Source organism: Paraburkholderia sp. MM5384-R2 (assembly GCF_014201025.1).
GTDB lineage: Bacteria > Pseudomonadota > Gammaproteobacteria > Burkholderiales > Burkholderiaceae > Paraburkholderia > Paraburkholderia tuberum.
In genome coordinates, this window is the sequence record NZ_JACHDI010000008.1 from 274,565 (window position 1) to 293,932 (window position 19,368).

General features: G+C 66.5%; 17 protein-coding genes. 10 read left to right on the forward strand and 7 right to left on the reverse strand.

Annotated elements, in window-relative coordinates; genetic code table 11:
* Positions 1–100: 100 nt before the first annotated feature.
* The 4 genes from HDG37_RS16205 to HDG37_RS16220 all read right to left on the reverse strand — a co-directional run bounded on the left by HDG37_RS16205 (position 101) and on the right by HDG37_RS16220 (position 4,248).
* The gene (locus tag HDG37_RS16205; protein ID WP_260334882.1) at positions 101–1,294 is read right to left on the reverse strand and encodes a glycosyltransferase family 2 protein; all 1,194 of its coding nucleotides are present in this window, start codon (positions 1,292–1,294) and stop codon (positions 101–103) included.
* 227 nt (positions 1,295–1,521) lie between these two features.
* Entirely contained in the window at positions 1,522–1,749 is a 228-nt protein-coding gene (locus HDG37_RS16210) for a hypothetical protein (RefSeq protein ID WP_184049341.1), read from the reverse strand.
* A 77-nt stretch (positions 1,750–1,826) separates the two neighbouring features.
* Positions 1,827–2,780 carry a LysR family transcriptional regulator gene (locus tag HDG37_RS16215; protein WP_184049343.1) on the reverse strand — a complete coding sequence of 318 codons (954 nt, stop codon included), beginning with the start codon at positions 2,778–2,780 and terminating at the stop codon, positions 1,827–1,829.
* Between the two features lie 70 nt (positions 2,781–2,850).
* Complete coding sequence (locus HDG37_RS16220) at positions 2,851–4,248, reverse strand: DHA2 family efflux MFS transporter permease subunit (protein ID WP_221312038.1); 1,398 nt, start codon at positions 4,246–4,248, stop codon at positions 2,851–2,853.
* 151 nt (positions 4,249–4,399) lie between these two features.
* Here HDG37_RS16220 and HDG37_RS16225 point away from each other — a divergent pair, with 151 nt between their 5' ends.
* A complete protein-coding gene (locus HDG37_RS16225) occupies positions 4,400–5,260 on the forward strand; it encodes a LysR family transcriptional regulator (protein ID WP_184049345.1) in 861 nt (286 codons plus the stop codon).
* A 41-nt stretch (positions 5,261–5,301) separates the two neighbouring features.
* On the opposite strand, the gene HDG37_RS16230 is transcribed toward HDG37_RS16225, so the two are convergent.
* Complete coding sequence (locus HDG37_RS16230) at positions 5,302–5,739, reverse strand: carboxymuconolactone decarboxylase family protein (protein ID WP_184022732.1); 438 nt, start codon at positions 5,737–5,739, stop codon at positions 5,302–5,304.
* Between the two features lie 242 nt (positions 5,740–5,981).
* On the opposite strand from HDG37_RS16230, the gene HDG37_RS16235 reads away from it, so the two are divergent.
* The 6 genes from HDG37_RS16235 to HDG37_RS16260 all read left to right on the forward strand — a co-directional run bounded on the left by HDG37_RS16235 (position 5,982) and on the right by HDG37_RS16260 (position 12,720).
* Positions 5,982–7,040, forward strand: coding sequence for an NAD(P)/FAD-dependent oxidoreductase (locus tag HDG37_RS16235; protein ID WP_184049347.1), 1,059 nt, complete (start codon positions 5,982–5,984; stop codon positions 7,038–7,040).
* A gap of 503 nt (positions 7,041–7,543) precedes the next feature.
* Positions 7,544–9,517, forward strand: a complete 1,974-nt coding sequence (locus HDG37_RS16240) for a PAS domain-containing sensor histidine kinase (protein ID WP_184049348.1) — start codon at positions 7,544–7,546, stop codon at positions 9,515–9,517.
* A gap of 120 nt (positions 9,518–9,637) precedes the next feature.
* Positions 9,638–10,834 carry an acyl-CoA dehydrogenase family protein gene (locus HDG37_RS16245; protein WP_184049350.1) on the forward strand — a complete coding sequence of 399 codons (1,197 nt, stop codon included), beginning with the start codon at positions 9,638–9,640 and terminating at the stop codon, positions 10,832–10,834.
* Between the two features lie 33 nt (positions 10,835–10,867).
* Positions 10,868–11,473, forward strand: coding sequence for an SAM-dependent methyltransferase (locus HDG37_RS16250; RefSeq protein ID WP_184049352.1), 606 nt, complete (start codon positions 10,868–10,870; stop codon positions 11,471–11,473).
* Positions 11,470–12,135 carry a glycosyltransferase family 2 protein gene (locus HDG37_RS16255; RefSeq protein ID WP_184049354.1) on the forward strand — a complete coding sequence of 222 codons (666 nt, stop codon included), beginning with the start codon at positions 11,470–11,472 and terminating at the stop codon, positions 12,133–12,135. The genes HDG37_RS16250 and HDG37_RS16255 overlap by 4 nt, the downstream gene beginning before the upstream one ends.
* Before the next feature lie 90 nt (positions 12,136–12,225).
* Positions 12,226–12,720, forward strand: a complete 495-nt coding sequence (locus tag HDG37_RS16260) for a DUF421 domain-containing protein (RefSeq protein ID WP_090805813.1) — start codon at positions 12,226–12,228, stop codon at positions 12,718–12,720.
* A gap of 52 nt (positions 12,721–12,772) precedes the next feature.
* On the opposite strand, the gene HDG37_RS16265 is transcribed toward HDG37_RS16260, so the two are convergent.
* Complete coding sequence (locus tag HDG37_RS16265; protein WP_184049356.1) at positions 12,773–14,176, reverse strand: MFS transporter; 1,404 nt, start codon at positions 14,174–14,176, stop codon at positions 12,773–12,775.
* Positions 14,177–14,406: 230 nt separating this feature from the next.
* Between HDG37_RS16265 and HDG37_RS16270 the strand changes: the two genes are divergently transcribed.
* The 3 genes from HDG37_RS16270 to HDG37_RS16280 all read left to right on the forward strand — a co-directional run bounded on the left by HDG37_RS16270 (position 14,407) and on the right by HDG37_RS16280 (position 18,852).
* Complete coding sequence (locus HDG37_RS16270; RefSeq protein WP_168991635.1) at positions 14,407–14,550, forward strand: hypothetical protein; 144 nt, start codon at positions 14,407–14,409, stop codon at positions 14,548–14,550.
* A gap of 448 nt (positions 14,551–14,998) precedes the next feature.
* Positions 14,999–17,590 (forward strand): bifunctional lysylphosphatidylglycerol flippase/synthetase MprF, encoded by a 2,592-nt coding sequence (gene mprF / locus HDG37_RS16275; protein ID WP_184049358.1) that lies wholly within the window; start codon positions 14,999–15,001, stop codon positions 17,588–17,590.
* Positions 17,587–18,852: a virulence factor family protein gene (locus HDG37_RS16280; RefSeq protein ID WP_184049359.1), complete on the forward strand. Its 1,266-nt coding sequence runs from the start codon at positions 17,587–17,589 to the stop codon at positions 18,850–18,852. Before mprF ends, HDG37_RS16280 begins: the two co-directional genes overlap by 4 nt.
* Before the next feature lie 17 nt (positions 18,853–18,869).
* Here HDG37_RS16280 and HDG37_RS16285 read toward each other — a convergent pair whose 3' ends face one another.
* Positions 18,870–19,115, reverse strand: a complete 246-nt coding sequence (locus HDG37_RS16285; protein ID WP_184049361.1) for a hypothetical protein — start codon at positions 19,113–19,115, stop codon at positions 18,870–18,872.
* Between the last annotated feature and the right edge of the window lie 253 nt (positions 19,116–19,368).

The following is a 19,368-nucleotide window of genomic DNA, read 5'->3' on the forward strand; positions in this document are numbered from 1 at the left end:
GCTAGTCGGGCACGGCGAAACGTCGTGCCGCGATGGCAGCGTTCAGGCGGCGGTCCAGGGCAACCGGGCCGCCGTTTTTCATGGCATCGACGTTTGCGCGTCAATCCGCAAGCGAGGAGCAGCGCGCTTCGCTCAACTGACGACGATCCGTCTCCCCCACGCATGCAGCAGGTCGCGCAAGCTCTCGGCCTGTTCCATCGTCGACGAACTCATCGACCCTCGCGGCCTCATTCACCGTGGCCGCTCCAACCGCCGCGACCGTCGCCATCGAAGGCGTCGCCGCTACGCCGGCGACAGCATCGGCCGCGGCGCGCGGCATCGACAGGCGGCCACGCCAGGCCGCGCGCGCCAGCATCAGCAGATGGTAGTAAAGCCGCGCGCTAAAGCCGTAGTTGTAGGCGAACAGATGCGCGCGCGCGATGCGCCAGCCCGCGCGCGCCTCGCCGTTTCTCGCGTGAATCGACACCACGATCGGTACGAGCCGCCGCAGCGCCTGCCGTCGCGACGGTTCGAGCGGCGCCGGCAGACGCAGCGACTTCACGAACGCGTAGGCGCTCAACGTTGCGGCCGTGCTCGTGCCGCGCGTGCTGTGCGAGACCGACGTCGCGGTCTTTCGATACACCGACACATAGTCGTGCAGATAAAACACCTCGCGCGCGGCCAGGCATAGCTCGGTGCCGAACACGTAGTCGCAGCAGACGCCATACCGCGCGTCGTAGCCGACCCGCTTGACGAGCCGCGCGTCGGCCATCCAGCCATTGTTCGGAAACATCTGGATCAGGCCGGTGCGGCCCGCGAGCGGCTGGAGACCCTCGCGGGCGTGAGTGCGCCGGAACGCCTCGTTCAGGCGCGCGCTCGCGGCGAGATCGATCGCGCCATCGTGATCCGCTTCGTATTGCGCACCGAATGCCGCATCGAGCCGCGGATAGCGCTGCCATAACGACACGAGTTTGTCGACGGCGTCGCTCGTCAGCAGATCGTCGTCGTGGATCAGCAGGATCTTGTCGCCGCGCGCCCGCTCGAACAGGCTCGACACATTGCGCGCCTGGCCAAGCGGCGGCTCGTGCTTCTCGTAGCGCACGCGCGGCTCGTCGCGGTAACGCTGCAAGATCAGTTGCCGCGAGCGCGCGTCCGTCGAATCGTCGCCAATCACGATTTCGACATGCGGATAGCTTTGCGCGAGACACGAGTCGACGCATTCGATCAGCAGGTCGGGACGATTGCAGGTGGGCACGCAGATGGACACATGGGCGAGCGCCGCACGGGCGAGGGGAGAACTTGACGCGTTGGACATGATGACGCCTTTTATCGATCGGAAGCGGCAAAAACCGGCGGAAAGCGGCAGCCGGTTCGCAGGGCGCACACCTTGCTGCAAGCAGCAAAATAGTCCAAGGCGTCAAAAAAATATTCGGTAAAAATGAGGAAGAAATGTTTGCTTACAGAAAGGTGCTGGAAGGGAAAAGTGATGCGGCCCGGGTGCACGACGCAGCCAGGGCCGCTCCGATATAGGGTTCTATTTTTTCAACCGACCGAGGGTTCGCCCTCGCCGGGCTTTTTGCCCGGACGGTCCGCCGGAGACTGCTTGTGACCTTCGTCGTGGCGCTCGGGCATCTTGCTCTTCGCGTTGTCGCTATGCACGGCGTGGTGCCGATGCGCGAAATCCTCGGTCTGAGCGCTGGCCTCGCTTTTCGATTCGTTGTCGGCCGCGCTGTTTGCTTCGCCTTGGGATTTTTCCGTCGTCTTGCTCATCGCTGCTCTCCTGGAGGGAAGACAAGCCTCCGGCAGCAAGACCCGGACCCGGGCGGGAGCAAACAGACGTTCCGCGCTCAGGCAGCCGCGTGGCGCGGCCTGCCGCCCGTCAGCGACATGATGAAGTCGAGAAACACGCGCACCTTGGCCGGCGGATGGTGCCGTGACGGATACAGCGCATACAGCGGGTACACCTCGTCGCCCCAATCCGGAAAGAGCTCGATCAGCTTGCCGCTCGCGAGCAGCGACTCCGCGCCGAGCGCGAGAATCTGCGCGATGCCCTGGCCCGCGATGCATACGCTATGCAGCGTGCCGACGTCGTTGACGGTCAGCCGCCCCTGCGGCGTCAGCGCGAGCTGCTTGCGGCCGCGATGGAATTCCCAGCCGAACGGATAACCGGTGAGCGGATCGCGAAACTTGATGCAGATATGCCGGCCGTCTTCGAGCTCGCCCGGATTCGCAGGCTTGCCATGCTTCTTCAGATACGACGGCGCCGCGACGGTCAGGATGCGCGTATCGAGCAGCTTGCGGGCGACGAGCGTCGACACCGGCGGGTCGCCGAAGCGGATCGCGACATCGAAGCCGTCCCCGACCATGTCGCCCAACTGGTCGCGCGTGACGAGTTCGAGCTGCAGGTCCGGATGTTTGTCGATGAAGCCGCCGAGGCGCGGCCCGAGCACGAGCCGCGAAAAGAACGGGTCCATGTTGACGCGCAGACGCCCGCGCACCGCGGTCGCGCCGTGCGCGGCGGAGGCGGCCGCTTCCTCGAGTCCGCCGAGCAGCGGCACGATCTGCTCGTAGAAACGCCGGCCTTCGTCGGTCAGCGTGACCGAGCGCGTGGTGCGGTCGAACAGACGAATGCCGAGGCGTGCTTCGAGCCGGGCGACCGAGCGGCTTACGCCCGATTGCGACATGTCGAGCGCTTCACCGGCGGCCGCGAAACTGCCGCAATCGACGATCGCAGTCAGGACGCCCATGCCGTTCAGCACGCGCTCATCAAATGGCGTCGGGGCTCCCTGCCTGGTAGCCATGGATGCCCGACATGCTAACGCCAAGACCTTTCGAATGCATGCGCCGGCACGCGATGAAACGGGTCGCGTCTCAACGCCCCGCGCTCGGCGCAGCCTGGCCGCGAATCACGCGCGTGCCCGACGGGTCGTCGAGGTGGCGGAAGATCCACGCGGACACGAGCGTGATCGCGCCGACGCACACGAATGCGAGCCGGAAGCCAAGCGCCGCCGACCATTGCGCCGCGAACAGATTGACGAGCCCGCCGCCGATCGACACGCCAAGCCCGATCGCAAGCATCTGCACCATCGAGAACAGGCTATTGCCCATGCCGGCGTCTTCGTGCGACAGGTCCTTCAGCGTGACACTGTTCATCGCCGCGAACTGCATCGAGTTGGCCGCGCCGAACACCGCGAGGATCGCGATTTCGATCACGAGCGGTGTGCCGAGCGAAATCAGCGAGAACGCGACGATCGCCGAGCCGACGATGACCGTGTTGACGAGCAGGAAGGTGTCGTAGCCGTAGCGGCGCACGAGCGGCGCGATCCAGCGTTTCGCGAGCGTGCCGGCGAGTGCCGCGGGCAGCATCATCAGACCCGAGTGCAGCGGCGAGTAGCCGAGCTGCAATTGCAGCAGCAGCGGCACGAGGAACGGCACCGCGCTCGAACCGACCCGGCATACGAGGTTGCCGATCAGGCCGACGCTGAAGTTCGGCTCGCCGAACAGCGACAGCTTGAACAGCGGATCGCGGCGGTTTCTGGCGTACGGAATATAGGCGAGCGCGCTGGCGACGGCCAACGCGAACAGCCCCGCCGACCACGCCGCGCGATGCGAGGGGACCGGCGCGTCGATCGCGAGCGAAAACGCGATCATGCACGACGACAGCAGGGCGCAGCCGATCACATCGAACGGTGGCGCCTGCGCCTCGTCATGCGACGGCAGAAAGCGGTGCACCGCGTACAGACCGAGCGCGCCGATCGGCACGTTGATCAGAAAGATCCAGTGCCACGTGATCGCCTGCACGAACCAGCCGCCGAGCGTTGGTCCGGCGATCGGGCCGAGCTGCCCCGCGATCGATATGAACGCGAGCGCCGACACGTATTGCTCGCCCGACACGCTGCGCAGCACCGCGAGGCGTCCGATCGGCAGCAGCATCGAGCCGCCGAGGCCTTGCAGCACGCGCGCCATCACGAGCTGGCCGAGCGTGTGCGCGCTCGAGCAGCAGATCGAGCCGAGCACGAACACGAGAATGGCGGCGAAATAGACGCGGCGGGTGCCGAAGCGGTCGGCAAGCCAGCCGGAGGCGGGCGTCAGCATCGCCATCGTCAGCGTGTAGGCGACGACGACCGGTTGCATCGCGAGCGGCGCGACGCGCAGGCTGTTCGCGATCGACGGCAGCGCGGTGTTGACGATCGTCGTGTCGAGCGACTGCATGAAGAAGCCGGCGGCGACGATCCATAGTAGGGCGGTTTGAGAGGAATCCTTGGTCATGTTTTCGACAGCGGGCGCGGCGGCGGCAAAGCGCCGCCAGAGCGGGGCCAGGCGGAATTCCGTCATCTTATTGACATCCTCGTCAATCGGGAACCCCACTAAGCCCGCTGACTGTTATCGACAATGCCGATAAGCAGCCCCACAATCACCCATGCTCAATCCAATCTGGCTCAAGACCTTCTCGACCGTCGCGGCTTGCCATAGCTTCACCGAAGCGGGGCGGCGGCTCGACCTGACGCAGTCGAGCGTCAGCGAACATATCCGGCGCCTCGAACAGAGCGTGGGCCGGCGCCTGTTCCTGCGCGACACCCATTCGCTCGCGATGACACCCGACGGCGAAGCGATGCTCGCGCATGCGAGCGTGATCCTGCAGGCGCTGTCGCGCGCGGAATCGCAGTTTCGCGCGCCGCGTCTGAAGGGGCGCGTGCGGCTCGGCTCGTCGGACGACATCGCGCTCGGCCCGCTTCCCACCGTGCTCGCGGCGTTTCGCAACGCGCATCCCGACGTCGAACTGGAAATCACGATCGGCATGACGGGCAGGCTCTACGAGTTGCTCGACGCGGGCGCGATCGATCTGCTGGTCGGCAAGCGCCGGCTCGGTGACCGGCGCGGCGTGCCGCTCTTCACCGGGCGCCTGGAATGGCTCGCGCGGACCGGCACGCTCGTCGATCTGGGTCAGCCGCTGCCGCTGATTCTGGTCGCCGAGCCGAGCGTGACGCGCGCGGTCGTGCTCGATGCGCTCGCCGAAGCCGGCGCGAGCTGGCAGATCGTCTGCACGAGCAGCAGTCATTCCGGCTGTATCGCGGCCGCGCGCGGCGGACTCGGCATCACCGTGCGGCCGCAGTATCTGGCCGCGCGCGGCCTCGCGCCGCCGTTGAATGCGGCCGGACTGCCGACGCTGCCGTCGGTGGAATTCATCGCGCTGGCGGCGAAGCGCTTGAGTCGCCCGGCGGGCACGCTGCTGCAGTTGCTGCATGACAGCGATCTGCGCGGGTCGTGGATCGGGGAGTGAGGCTGGCAGTGCGTCGCCTCATGCTGCCGTCATGCCGAGGCTCAGGCCGGCATCTTCCGGAACGAGATCGCGAAGCGGTTCCATGCATTGATCGCCGAGACGAGCAGCGTCAGGTCGACCAGTTCCTCGTCGCTGAAATGCGGCCGCACCGCCTGCCATACCGCGTCGGGCACATGATCGTGCGACACCAGCGTGAGCGCTTCGGTCCACTCGAGCGCCGCGCGTTCGCGGTCGGTGAAGAACGGCGTTTCGCGCCACACGACGACGGTCGCGAGACGCCGCTCGGTTTCGCCGCCCTTGCGCGCGTCCGCCGTATGCATATCGACGCAATACGCGCAGCCGTTGATCTGCGACGCGCGCAAGCGCACCAGTTCGGTCAGCGATTTTTCGAGCGACGATTTGCCGATGCGCTCTTCGACGCCGAGCAGCGATTTGATCGCGGCGGGATTCGCTTTGTAGAAGTCGAGGCGTTGTTCCATGATGGGCTCCTGGGCGGGTTTGACGATGCGATGCATCGGACTGGCGTTAGCTTAGTCCGTCGTTTGGATCACAAGAATGGCCGATTCCAGATATTTTCAGGTAGCCACTTTCGGGCGTTGAGCGGGCACGCCCAGCACCCTTACCGTCGACGATGGCATCGTTGCCGCGTGCGGGCCGATTCGGTATGGTGGGTCATCGACGCTTCCATTGCGCCTTTCACCGTGATCCGGAGACCTGCCCCATGACCGTTGCCACCGATCCGTCCGCTGTGCCCACCTCGCCGATCCGCACCGATGTCCTGATCGTCGGCGCCGGTCCCGTGGCTCTGTTCGCGGCATTCGAGGCCGGCGTGATCGGCCTCACCTGTCAGATCGTCGACATACTCGGGCGGGTCGGCGGCCAATGCATCGAGCTGTATCCCGACAAGCCGATCTACGATATCCCCGCGATTCCGTCGTGCACCGCGCGCGAACTGGTCGAGCGACTGGTCGCGCAGTGCAAGCCGTTCGATGTGCCGATTCATCTGGAACAGCGCGTCGACACGGTCGAGCAGCGCGACGACGGACGCTGGACCGTGCGCACGCAGCGCGGCCTCGTGTTCGACGTCGCGGCGATCCTGCTCGCCGCCGGTAACGGCGCGTTCGTCCCGCAAAAGCTCCCGCTCCCCGAGGCCGTGCCGCTGGAAAAGCGCTACGTGCACTACAGCGTGCCGCGCCTCGCCGATTTCGCCGACAAAAACGTGGTCGTCGCGGGCGGCGGCGATTCGGCGCTCGACTGGGCGCTGGCACTACGCAAGGTCGCGCGGCGCGTGACCCTCGTGCATCGGCGCGCCGGCTTCAGCGCGGCCGATTCGAGCGTCGAGCTGATGCGGCGCGCGGTCGACGCTGGCGAGATGGACTTCGTCGTCGGCGGGATCGCGGCGCTCGATGTGGAAGACGGCGCGCTGCGTTCGCTGACGCTGCGGCAGGTCAACGGCGAGACACAGCTCGAAGCCGAACATCTGATCGCGCTGTATGGACTCGTCGCCGATCTCGGACCGATCGCGCAGTGGGGACTGACGCTTCATGGCGGGCGCGTCGACGTTGATACTTCGAACTACGAAAGCTCGCGGCCGGGCATTTTCGCCGTCGGCGACATCGCGAACTATCCGAACAAGCAGAAGCTGATCCTGTCGGGCTTTCACGAGGCGTCGCTCGCGCTGCGCAAGGCGTACGCGTACGCGTATCCCGACAAGAAACGCGTGCATGTCCATTCAAGCTACGACGCGAAGCTCGCGGAAAAGATCGGCGCGGCGGCTTGACGGGCGCGCCGGCGCAGCAACCATTTCGACTCGCGACGCGTGCCGATTTGCCGCGATGTCGCGCCGGGCCGGCCGTTGGCATCACGCGACGGTCGGCCCGCCGTTATCTGCTCGTGTTCCTCGCGGCAGGCAGTATTTTCGAGCGGGTCGACTCGCAGCGGCCGCGGCGCTCGCGGCCTTGTCTTTCTTTCTTCCTGGCCTCATGGTGGCCGATCGCGCAGCCCGCCGCGTCGTGAATACCTTTTTCAATTGACACGCCTGTTTTTGCCAACGAAGGCCAAAACGGAAAGCCGAAACCGCAGCGCGGCGACGTTTTCCGTCATGACCCGCTGGCTATCGCGGTGCTCGCCGTTATAAGCTTGGCGCCTTATCAGCCGGCGCGCGCGCGCCCTTGGCGACGCATCCCGGCCCCTCCGTGGGCCGCGCAACCGCTTGCGCGACGGCTTCGCCCCCGGCCAGGCGCGAGGTTTGCTCAAAACGAAAGTTCTAATGACGTGTCCGCCATGACCCAGCTCGATGCTTCTTCTTCCCACGACCACGCCGAGCGCGTTCGAGTGCAGGCCGAGGCCGCGCCGTCGGCGCCCGTCGGCGTCGATTATTTGTCGCTCGTGCAGGCAATTTCGGACTACGCGATCTTTCTGCTCGATGCGAAGGGCAACATCGTCAGCTGGAACGCCGGCGCGCAGAAGCTGAAGGGCTACACGGAAAGCGAGATCGTCGGCCAGCACTTCTCGCGCTTCTATACCGCGGAAGCCGTCGCGCGCGGCTGGCCGACCTACGAGCTTGAACAGGCGGCGCTGACCGGCCGTTTCGAGGACGAAGGCTGGCGCGTGCGCAAGGACGGCACGACGTTCTGGGCGAACGTCGTGATCACCGCGATACGCAACGAGAAGGGCGCGGTCACGGGCTTCGCGAAGATCACGCGCGACCTGACCGCGCAGCGCGAATACCTCGAAGCGCTGCGCCAGAGCGAGGAGCGCTTCCGTCTGCTCGTCGATAGCGTGAAGGACTACGCGATCTTCATGCTCGATCCGCAAGGCTTCGTCGTCAGCTGGAATTCGGGCGCCGCGCGCATCAAGGGCTATACGCACGACGAAATCGTCGGCCGGCACTTCTCGCAGTTCTATGTGCCCGAGGAGGCCGCGGCCGGCAAGCCCGCGCGCGAGCTCGCGATCGCGCGCCAGATCGGCGCCGTCGAAGACGAAGGCTGGCGCATGCGCAAGGACGGTTCGACGTTCTGGGCCAACGTGATCATCACGGCCGTCTATGACGAATCGCGACGCTTGCGCGGCTTCGCCAAGGTCACACGCGATTTGACCGAGCGGCGCCGGCGCGAGGAACTGGAGCGCTCCGGGGAGCGCATGCGCGAATTTCTCGCGACGCTCGCGCACGAACTGCGCAATCCGCTCGCGCCGGTGCGCAACGCGATCGGCACGATGCAGATGGAAACCGATCTGAGCCCGGTGGTCGCGCGGGCGCGCGATCTGATCGATCGCCAGGTCACGCACCTGACGCGACTCGTCGACGATCTGCTCGATATCGGCCGCATCATGTCCGACAAGGTCGAACTGCGTATTGCGCGCGTCGATCTCGCCGAGCTCGTCGCGCGCGCGATCGAAGCGGCGCGGCCGTTCACCGACTCGCGCGAGCAGCGCGTGGTCGCGCATGTGCCCGACGCCCCCGTGATGATTCGCGGCGACATGACGAGGCTCGTGCAGGTCCTGCAAAACCTGCTGCACAACGCGTCGAAGTTTTCGCCGAACGGCAGTGCGATCGAGATGCAGGGACGTGTCGACTTTCGTATGGCGGTGCTCGAAGTGCGCGACCCCGGCTGCGGCATTCCGGTGCGCTCGCTCGACAAGATCTTCGAACTGTTCGCGCAGGAGAAGGAAGGGCAAAGTTTCGGCGAGGGCGGCCTTGGGATCGGCCTGACGCTGTGCAAGTCGCTCGTCGAAATGCATGGTGGCAGCATCGTCGCGAGCAGCGAAGGACTGGGACTCGGCAGCACGTTCACGCTGAGTCTGCCGCTCGCCTCCGCGCAGTCCGACACCGCGCAGAGCGGCACGATCGATGCCGCGCCCCACGTGCAGCCGCTGCGCGTTCTCCTCGTCGACGACAATCGCGATTCGGCCGACAGCCTCGCGATGCTGCTCGAACTGAAGGGCCACGAGGTGCGTATCGCCTACGAGGGCGAGCAGGCGCTGCAGATCTCGCCACGCTTCTCGCCGCATCTCGCGCTGATCGACCTCGCGATGCCGAAGATGGATGGCTATGCGACGCTCGCGGCGATGCGCGCGCTGCCCGAGATGTCGCGCACGATGTACGCGGCGATGACGGGTTTCGGCCATGCGAGCGATCTCGATCGAACTCGCAACGCGGGTTTTCATGCGCACCTCGTGAAGCCGGTCGAGATGGCGGTCCTCGACGCGTTGCTCGCGAAGGCGGATGGACGTCTGAGCGGAAGCGGCGGGACGTAGCCGCTGTTTCGCTGCGCGGCTGCCTCGCCAGCCGGGGCACGGTGTTTGCTGCGACTCTGCATACGTTCCAGTCCGCCGCCGCCCGGCGGGCCGTCGATCGAACCGGTGCAGGGAGGCACGATGCTCGACACGCGCGACCACGCGGCCAGCTTCAAGGCCCAGTCACGGCAGGTCTCAAATCAACACGGTGGCCGCGCACTACGCGCGAGCGCCCGCGCGCCGCAGCCCGGCAAGCCTGCTATCTCGCTCGACGATTTTCTGCGCGACGCGCGTTTCGATGCGAACGATCCCGCTGCCCTCGGAGCACTGCTCGCTGATCTGATCGAGCGCGGCTACGATCGCGCGCCGACCTTGCCATGGCCGGGGCATGGCGAGACGCTGGTGCGCTGGCGCGCGCTGGCCGCCGTCGCCGCATGCGACCTCGGTCTCGTCAAACTGTTCGAAGGCCATACCGATGCGCTCGCGATTCTCGCCGAGCTCAATGGTCCGCTGCCGCCCGCGGCAAGCCGCTGGGGCGTGTGGGCCGCCGAAGCGCCGCACGCGCGGGTGCGCGCCATCGACGAAGGAATCCAGACCGTTGCCGGCGAGGGCGCGCAGGTGCGCCTGTCCGGCACCAAAGCCTGGTGCTCCGGCGCGCAGGCGCTCACCCATGCGCTCGTGAGCGCATGGCGCGACGACGAGCCCGTGCTCGCGGCGCTCGCGCTGGACCAGAGCTCGATCTCGATCGATACATCGAAGTGGCAGGCCGTCGGCATGCAGGCGACCGCGAGCGCGGATGTCACGTTCAAAGACACCGTGGCGACGCTCGTCGGCGTGCCGCATGCGTATCTGCGCCGCGCGGGCTTCTGGCATGGCGGCGCCGGTATCGCCGCGTGCTGGTACGGCGCGGCCGCGCAAATCGCGCGCACGCTGCGCGACGCGTGCGCCCGGCACGCGGACGCGCATCGGCTCGCTCATCTCGGTGCGACCGATGTCGCCTTGCAGTCGGCCGCTGCGCTGCTGCGCGAAACCGCCGCGTGGATCGACGCGCAGCCGTCGGCCGATGCAGCGACGCGCGTGTTGCGCGCGCGTCTGGCCGTCGAGCAGGCCGCGAGCGCCGTGATCGAGCACGCGACACGCGCGCTCGGCGCGGGCCCGTTGTGCCGCGACGCGCGCTTCGCGCGGGCGCTTGCCGACCTGCCGGTGTTTCTGCGGCAGAGCCACGCGGAACGCGACCTCGCATTGCTCGGCGAACGGCTCGTCGAGGCCGCTGACACGACTGCCGCGCCGGCATCGCATCAGGCGTCTTCGCAAACACTCGCGCCGTGGACGCTATGACTTTTTTCCCCCTGCCTTGGGAGGATCGCTGAGATGAGCTCGACGGCGCCGTACTTCGATGAACTCTACCGACGCAGCGACGATCCGTGGCGTTTGCGCGAAGGCTGGTACGAACGCCGCAAGCGTTCGCTGACGCTCGCGCTGCTGCCGCGGGCGCGCTATCGCAACGCGTTCGAGCCGGGCTGCGCGAACGGCGAATTGACGGCCGGGCTCGCGACGCGCTGCGACGCACTGCTCGCCGCCGATCTGCACGCGCGCGCCGTCGAGCTTGCGTGTGAACGCGTGGCGGGCGCATCGAACGTGCGGATCGAGCAGCGCAGGGTGCCGCGCGACTGGCCGACGGAGCACGGGCCGTTCGATCTGATCGTGATCAGCGAGTTCGCGTACTACCTCGACGCGGCCGAGCTCGAAACGCTGGCCGCGCGCATCGCCGGGTCGCTGACGCCGGACGGCACGCTGCTCGCCTGTCATTGGCGCCGGCCGTTCGCCGAAGCGCGCGAATCCGCCGACCATGCGCACGCGCTATTCGATGCGCGCTGCGGTCTCGCGCGTCTCGCGCATCACGACGAAGCCGACTTGCTGATCGACGTGTGGTCGCGCGACGCACGTTCGGTCGCGCAGCGCGAGGGGCTTCTATGATGGGCGTGATCGTTCCGGCGCATAACGAAGAGGCGCTGCTCGCACGGTGCCTCGCGGCCTTGCTCGAAGCGTCGCGACACGAAGCGCTCGCCGGCGAGGAGGTGCGGATCGTCGTCGCGCTCGACGCGTGCAGCGATTTCAGCGGAGCGATCGCGCGCGCTTACGGCGTGCAGACGCTGACGCTGAAGGCACGCAACGTCGGCGTCGCGCGGGCGCTCGGCGCGTCGCTGCTGCTCGCGCACGGCGCGCGCTGGCTGGCGTTTACCGATGCCGACAGCCGCGTGTCGCCCGGTTGGCTGGCCGCGCAACTGGCGCTCGGCGCCGATGCGGTGTGCGGCTCGATCGCCGTCGACGACTGGAGCGCGCATCCGCACAGCGTGCGCGAATATTTTCGCAAGACGTATGTCGACGCCGACGGACATCGTCATGTGCACGGCGCGAATCTCGGCGTTTCCGCCGACGCCTATCGGCGCGCGGGCGGCTTTCCGCCGCTCAAGTGCAGCGAGGACGCCGCGCTCGTCGATCGCCTGATCGCGACTGGCGCGCGCATCGCGTGGAGCGCCGCGCCGCGCGTGACCACGAGCGCGCGCACCGTGGCCCGCGTGAGCGGCGGTTTCGGCGATACGCTCATCTCATGGGCGACGGACGGCGCGCTGGCCTGAGCGACGGCGATGCGTCGTGGGCTCGTCTCGCTCGCAACTATCCGGACACCAGAACATTTCGCACGGCAATCCGCCGCGGGGAGGACGAACATGATGGACGCGTTTTTCGTTCTATTCGGCCAAGGCAGGGAGCTCGATCCGTTGCAGATGGGTATGCGCTCGATCGCCGTGTTCGTGATCGCGCTCGCGCTGATCCGTGTATCGGGGCGCCGTTCATTCGGGCAGCGCTCGCCGTTCGATTCGGTCGTCGTGATTCTGCTCGGCGCGACGCTGAGCCGCGCGATCGTCGGTGCGTCGCCGTTTATCGCGACCGTGGTCGCGTCGTTCGCGATCGTCGTGTGTCACCGGGTGCTCGCGTGGTCGTTCATACGCTCGCGCCGCTTCGAGCTGCTGGTGGGCGGCGCCGAGCGAGAGGTGTTCAGCGACGGCAAGTTCCACGCGAACGAAATGCACGCGGCGCTCGTCACGCGCACCGACATCGAGGAAAGCGTGCGGCAGAAAACCGGCTCGCGCTCGATGGACGACGTGGCCGCCGCGATTCTCGAACGCAATGGCGAAGTGAGCGTGATTCGCAAGCGCGCTTGAGCGCCCGAACCCGTGAAGAGCGGGGCGCTCGCGCGGGGACACGGCAGCCGGCTCAGCCGCGCCCGCCTCGCGAAATCTCCGCGCCCGCGCCGCGCGGCAGGCGCAGCGTGACCGGAATCGACGCGAACGAGCATAGCCCGACCACCAGAAACGCGGGCCAGAAATCCGACCAGGTGATGCTCGGATGCCCATGCAGCGCGCGCGAAACCTGCAGCACGATGCCGCCGACCGTCACGCCGAGGCCGAGCGACATCTGCTGCACGACGCTGCCGAGGCTCGTCGCGCGGCCGACGTCGCGGCTCGCGATCTCCGCGTAGGTCAGGGAGTTGAGGCTCGTGAACTGCAACGCGGGGAAGAAGCCGCCGAGCAACACGACGACCCAGATGATCCACGTCGGCGTGTGCGGGAAAAACAGCCCGCACGCGGCGATCGAAATGCCCGATAGCGCGGCGTTGAACACGAGCACCTGGCGAAAGCCGAAGCGGCGCAGCACCGTGGAGGCGATCGTGCGCATGAACATGCCGCCGAACGCGGACGCGCAGGTGATCAGGCCCGATTGGAACGCGCTCATGCCGTGACCTTCCTGCAGCAGCAGCGGCAGCAGGAACGGCAACGCGCCGAGACCGATGCGAAATAGCGAGCCGCCGAGCACGCTCGCCTGGAAAGTCGGCACCTTGAAAAGACGCAAATCCAGAAGCGGCAGTGCGACGCGCTGCGCATACGCGACGTAGATCGCGAGCAGCGCCGCGCCGAGCGCGCACATGCCGAACGCGTCCGTATTCGAAATCAGTTCGCCGCCGACCAGCGACAAGCCGAGCAACAGTAGCACCGCGCCCGCCGCCGACAGCAGGAAGCCGATCCAGTCGAGCGGGCCGGGGTCGGGCTCGCGCGTATTGGCGATATAGCGATTGGTGAGATAGATGCCGAGAATGCCGATCGGCACGTTGATGAAGAAGATCAGCCGCCAGTGCAGATACGTGGTGATGAAGCCGCCGAGCAGCGGACCGGCGGCGGGGCCGAGCATGGCGGGCACGCTCAGGTAATTCATCGCGCGGATGAAGTCGGCTTTCTCGACCACGCGAAAGATGATGATGCGCCCGACGGGCACCATCATCGCGCCGCCGACGCCCTGGATGAAACGCGCGACCGTGAAAGTGGCAAGCGAGTTCGACGCGGCGCACAACAGCGAACCCGTCACGAAGACGCCGATCGCGGTGCGAAACACCGTGCGCGCGCCGAACTTGTCGGCGAGCCAGCCGCATACCGGGATGAACACGCCGAGCCCGAGCACGTAGCTTGTCACCGCGATCTTCAGCGTGACCGGATCGCGCCCGAAATCGCGCGCCATGGCCGGCAGCGCGGTGACGATCACGTTGGCGTCGACGCTCTCCATAAACATCGCGCACGCGACGATAAGAGGCGCAATCAGAGCTTTCTGGGTCTGGGCGACGGTCATATCGGCAAGCCTGCGGCGAAGCGTCGCAGGCAAAGGGGGCATTATTGCACCTGTACGGTGCGGATTGTTAATACCTGCACGATCGATGCGGCCCCTTTACGAATTTTCGGTATCCGGAGCGCTACGTTGGCGTCGCGACGTCACCAAAAAAATATTGTTTTGTTGCACTGCGGCACGAGATCGCTATAATCGGGTTATTCCGTAGGTATAAACCCTGATAAGGAGCCGCCATGAATACCGCATCGAATGCCGTCCGTTCCATCCCCGCTGCCAACACGTTCTTCGGCAAGCTGCGCGCGCTGGCGTTGCATGCGCTGAACCTGCATCTGCAGAACTGCGCAGTGATCGCCGAAGCGTACCGTCGCCCGAACTAAGCGCGAGTTTCCCGCGCGGGCCCCGCAAGCCCTTGCTGTCGTGTCAATGCCCGCTCGAGTAGCGGGCATCGTGCTTTCTGGCCCCGTCAAGCGGAGCACGTTCAGCGAGTCGGCTCCCCAGTCCCACCAGATAGACGCCCGCCGTCAGCCAATTCCGGGCTGCCATCGCCGTTTCCCTTCCTGATATCGTGCTTCCGTTCCTGATGACGGCACGCCCAGCCGTGATCTTGATGCCGCGCTTGCGCCGGCCCGATGCCTCGCATCACGCGAGGAAGCATTACAATCGCGCGCTTTTGACACGCGACGCGCAAGTGAACCGACGGCAAAATTGCTAATGCTGTCAACCTTTTGCACGTTTTGCCGTTATCTCTTTGTAATCGCCGCCACAGGCGATACCGCGCGTGACGACCCGTCGCCGCGACCGCTCCTCGCAAGGCCCGCATTGACCATGTTCCACCGACTTCAACACAGCTTCGAGCGCCTCCCGGCGCTGCTCGGCCGTGCATCGAAAGCGCTTGGCAGCCGGGGCCTTCTGTCGCCCGTGCTCGCGCTCGTCATTTGCGGGTTGCTGCTGGTCGTGCTGCAGCATCTGTCCGAGGCAGTGAATTACCGTTCGGTGATCCGCGAACTGCGCCAGCTGTCGGCGCGCGAGTGGATCGGTGCGCTCGGCGCGACCGCGCTCAGCTACGTCGCGTTGGTCGGGCGCGACGCGGTCGGCCTGCGCTATCTCGGCGCGAGCGTGCCGCGCGCGGCGCTGTGGGTCGGCGCGACGGCCGGTTCGGCGCTCGGCAATGCGACCGGTTTCGGCGCGCTGACGGGCGGAGCGGTGCGCGCGCGCGTGTACGGCGTCGCGAACATCACGCCCGCGCAGATCGGCCGCATGACGGTGTTTACGAGCGTGTCGCTCGCGCTCGCCCTCGTCTTGATGACCGCGCTGGGCATGGTCTGCATGGCGGGCCAGCTCGCGCCGATGCTGCATCTGTCGCCAGTCGCGCTGCGCTGGAGCGGCGCTGCGCTGCTGCTCGCGCTGGCGCTCGCCGCGGCCGCGTGCCGTCGGCAAACCCGGCCGATCCGCACGCGCTGGCAGTGGCTCTCGTTCGATATTCCCGCGCGCCGCGATCTGCTCGCGCAGGTTGCGCTGGCGGTGCTCGACGTGGTCGCCGCGGGCCTCGCGTTGTGGGCATTGCTGCCGCATGCGAACGTGAGCTTCGTCGGCTTCATCACCGTCTACGCGGCCGCGATGCTGCTCGGCCTGATTGGCCATACGCCCGGCGGCGTCGGCGTGTTCGAAGCGGCGATGGTGTTCACGCTGAGCGGCAGCGTGCCGATGCATCAGATGGTCGCCGCGCTGCTCGCGTATCGCGCGATCTATTTCGGCGTGCCGCTGATCGTCTCCGCGGCGCTGCTCGCGGGCTTCGAGGGGCGCGCGCTGAAGAATCGTCTGTCGATGTTGCAGGCGGAGCGCGTGTCGGAACTCGCGCCGCTGTTTCTGAGCCTCGTCACGTTCGTGGTCGGCGGCATGCTGGTCATTTCGAGCGCGACGCCGGCGTTCTGGCAGCGCATTCATATGCTGCGCGACCTGGTGCCGCTGTGGGTGCTCGAAAGCTCGCAGATGCTATGCAGCGTGCTCGGCGTGCTGCTGCTGTTCGTCGCGCGCGGCCTGCTGCGGCGGCTCGATGCGGCATGGTGGATGACGCTCGCGCTCGCGTTGCTGAGCCTCGCGCTGTCGCTGACCAAGGGTCTCGCGTTCGTCGAAGCCGGTGTGCTCGGCATGCTGATCGTGCTGCTGCTCGCGACGCGCAAGCGCTTCAACCGTCATTCGTCGCTGTTCGCGGAGCGTTTCACGGCCGGCTGGCTCGTGTCGGTCGCGATGGTGCTGATGCTCGCGACGTGGGTCATGCTGTTCGCTTTCCGTGACGTGCCGTACACGGGCGATCTGTGGTGGCAATTCGCGTTCGACGAGCGCGCGCCGCGCGCGCTGCGCGCGACGCTCGCCGCGAGCGTGTTCGCCGCGACCTTCTCGTTCTGGCAATTGCTGCGTCCGGCGCCGGGCCGCTTCGTGAAGCCGGCGCCCGAAGATCTGCACGACGCCGCACGCATCGTGCGCGCGCAGGAACGCAGCGATGCCGGTCTCGCGTTGATGGGCGACAAGAGCTTCCTGTTTTCGGAGTCGCGCGAGGCGTTCCTGATGTACGCGAAATACGGCCGCACGTGGGCCGCGTTGCACGATCCGGTGGGGCCGCGCGAAGAGTGGGCGGGTCTCGTCAGCAAGTTCGTCGCGCTCGCGCATGCACATGGCGGACGCGCCGCGTTCTACCAGGTGCGCGCGAATGCGCTGCCGCTGTATCTCGACGCTGGCCTCACGCTGATGAAGCTCGGCGAGGAAGCGCACGTCGTGCTCGACGACTTCGATCTGAAGGGCTCGCATCGCGCGCATCTGCGCTATGCGCTCAAGCGCGGCGAGCGCGACGGCTTTAGCGTCGAAGTGATCGATCAGGCCCATGTGCCGGCCTCGCTCGAAACGCTGCGCGGCATTTCCGACGGTTGGCTCGACAGCCGCGACGCGCGCGAGAAGAGCTTCTCGGTCGCGGCTTTCCATGACGAATACCTGGCCGCGCAGTCGGTGATGCTGGTGCGCCAGAACGGCGAGCCGGTCGCATTCGTGACCTTCATGACGACCGATATGAATACCGAGGCGACCGTCGGCGTGATGCGTCACGTCGAAAGCGCGTCGCCGTATGCGATGGAATATCTGTTCACGCAGCTCGCGCTGCATCTGAAACAGGCGGGTTTCCGCTCGCTCAGTCTCGGCATTGCGCCGCTCTCCGGTGTGCAGCCGACGCCGCTGGCGTCACGCTGGCATCGGCTGGCCGGCATCGTGTGGCGCTTCGGCGGCCGCTTTTACAACTTCCGCGGACTGCGTGCTTTCAAGAGCAAGTTCCAGCCGCGCTGGGAGCCGCGTTATCTCGCGGCATCCGGTTCGGGCGTGTTCTTCACGCTCGCGGACCTGTCGCTGCTGGCAGGAGGCCGGCGTTCATGACATTGCATCCGTTGTTCCGGCTCGCCGTCGCGGCGAGCGTTCTGAGTTGCGGCGCGCTCGCGCACGCGGCCACCACCACCGTGCCCGGCGGCCGCTATGGCGACGTGCGCGTGACGCAGCCCGAGGGGCCGCTGCGCGGCTTCGTCGTGCTGTATTCGCAGGCAAGCGGCTGGAGCGCAGCCGATCAGCAGAGCGTCGATGCGCTCGCGAAAGCGGGCGCGATGACGGTCGGCGTCGATACCGCGCATTACGCGGCCAACCTTGCCGCGAAAAAGGAAACCTGTCATCAGCTGGTGGGCGATGCCGAGGCGCTGAGCCATCAGCTCGAACGGCAATCGCAGTCGAGCCGCTACTTCGCGCCGATCGTCGCGGGTACGGGGCAGGGCGCGACGCTCGCGATGCACGTGCTCGAACAGGCGCCGTCCAATACGATCGCGGGCGCGGTGTCGGTCGACGCCGATCACAAGCTCGACGCGCGCTTCGAGCCGTGTCCGCCGGACCCGACCGTGATTCGCGACAAGGTGCCGGGCTTCGTCGAAAAGGCGAGCACGGGCGATGCCGATCGCGCGCGTCTCGTTGCATTGCTGACGCCGCATCTGCAGCCGGTCTCGATCAGCGCCGACGACGTGTCCGACCTGCCGCTGATCGAATTGCCGGCCGCGCATCCGAACGGCTTGATGGCGATCGTGATTTCCGGCGATGGCGGCTGGCGCGATCTCGACAAGACGATCGCGCAGGCACTGCAGAAAGATGGCGTGTCGGTGGTCGGCTGGGACAGCCTGCGTTATTTCTGGAGCGAGAAGCCGCCCGCGCAAACGAGCCGCGATCTCGCGCGGGTGATGCAAACCTATGGCGAGCGCTGGCACGCGCAGCATATCGCGCTGATCGGCTATTCGTTCGGCGCGGACGTGCTGCCGTTCGCGTATAACCGTCTGCCGCAGGCGCAGCGCGATAAGGTGTCGCTGATTTCGCTGCTCGGCTTCGCGCCCGACGCCGATTTCCAGATCCGCGTCGGCGGCTGGCTCGGCATGCCCGCGAGCGACAAGGCGCTGAAGGTGCGCCCCGAGTTGACGCATGTGCCGCCGTCGATCGTTCAATGCTTCTATGGCGAGAGCGAGACCGACACGCTGTGTCCGGCGCTCGACAAGACCGGCGTCGAAGTCATCCGCACGACCGGCGATCATCACTTTGGCCGCGATTACAACGCGCTCGAGCAACGCATTCTCGCGGCATTCAAAAAGCAGAGCGGCGTGCGCGATTGATGTCGGTGTTGGTCGTCTCAGCGGGGCGCGCTTGCCGGTGCGCCCCGTTTTTCTTGTCTGGCACTGCCGCACTGCGCGGAGATGCGCGGAGATTGACAAAGCTTGCCGAGTCGACGAAGATCGCCGACATGAACTGCCTCGACATCCGTATTGCGCTGATTATTAGCATCATTCATCGAATGGTGGGTTAGCGCGCGTCGACTTGCAGTCACACATAACCCGCCAAACGAGGCGGGTTTTTTTATGTCCGCTTTCAGGTTCATTCTCTGCCTGCCTCCTGGCGAACATGCCGCGATTGCTATCGTTCGATGTCGATCGCCGTTGATGCGTTGTTGCATCGAATGTTGCCACCCAGGAGCTTGCCGTGCTGTTAAACGAACTCGAACAGGCCGCCGCAGCGGCCGGGCGCGTCGCGCCGTCTCACGACTACCTGAAAAAGACCCTGACCGCGCGCGTCTACGACGTGGCGCGCGAGACCGAACTCGAACGCGCGCCGAACCTGTCGGCGCGGCTGCG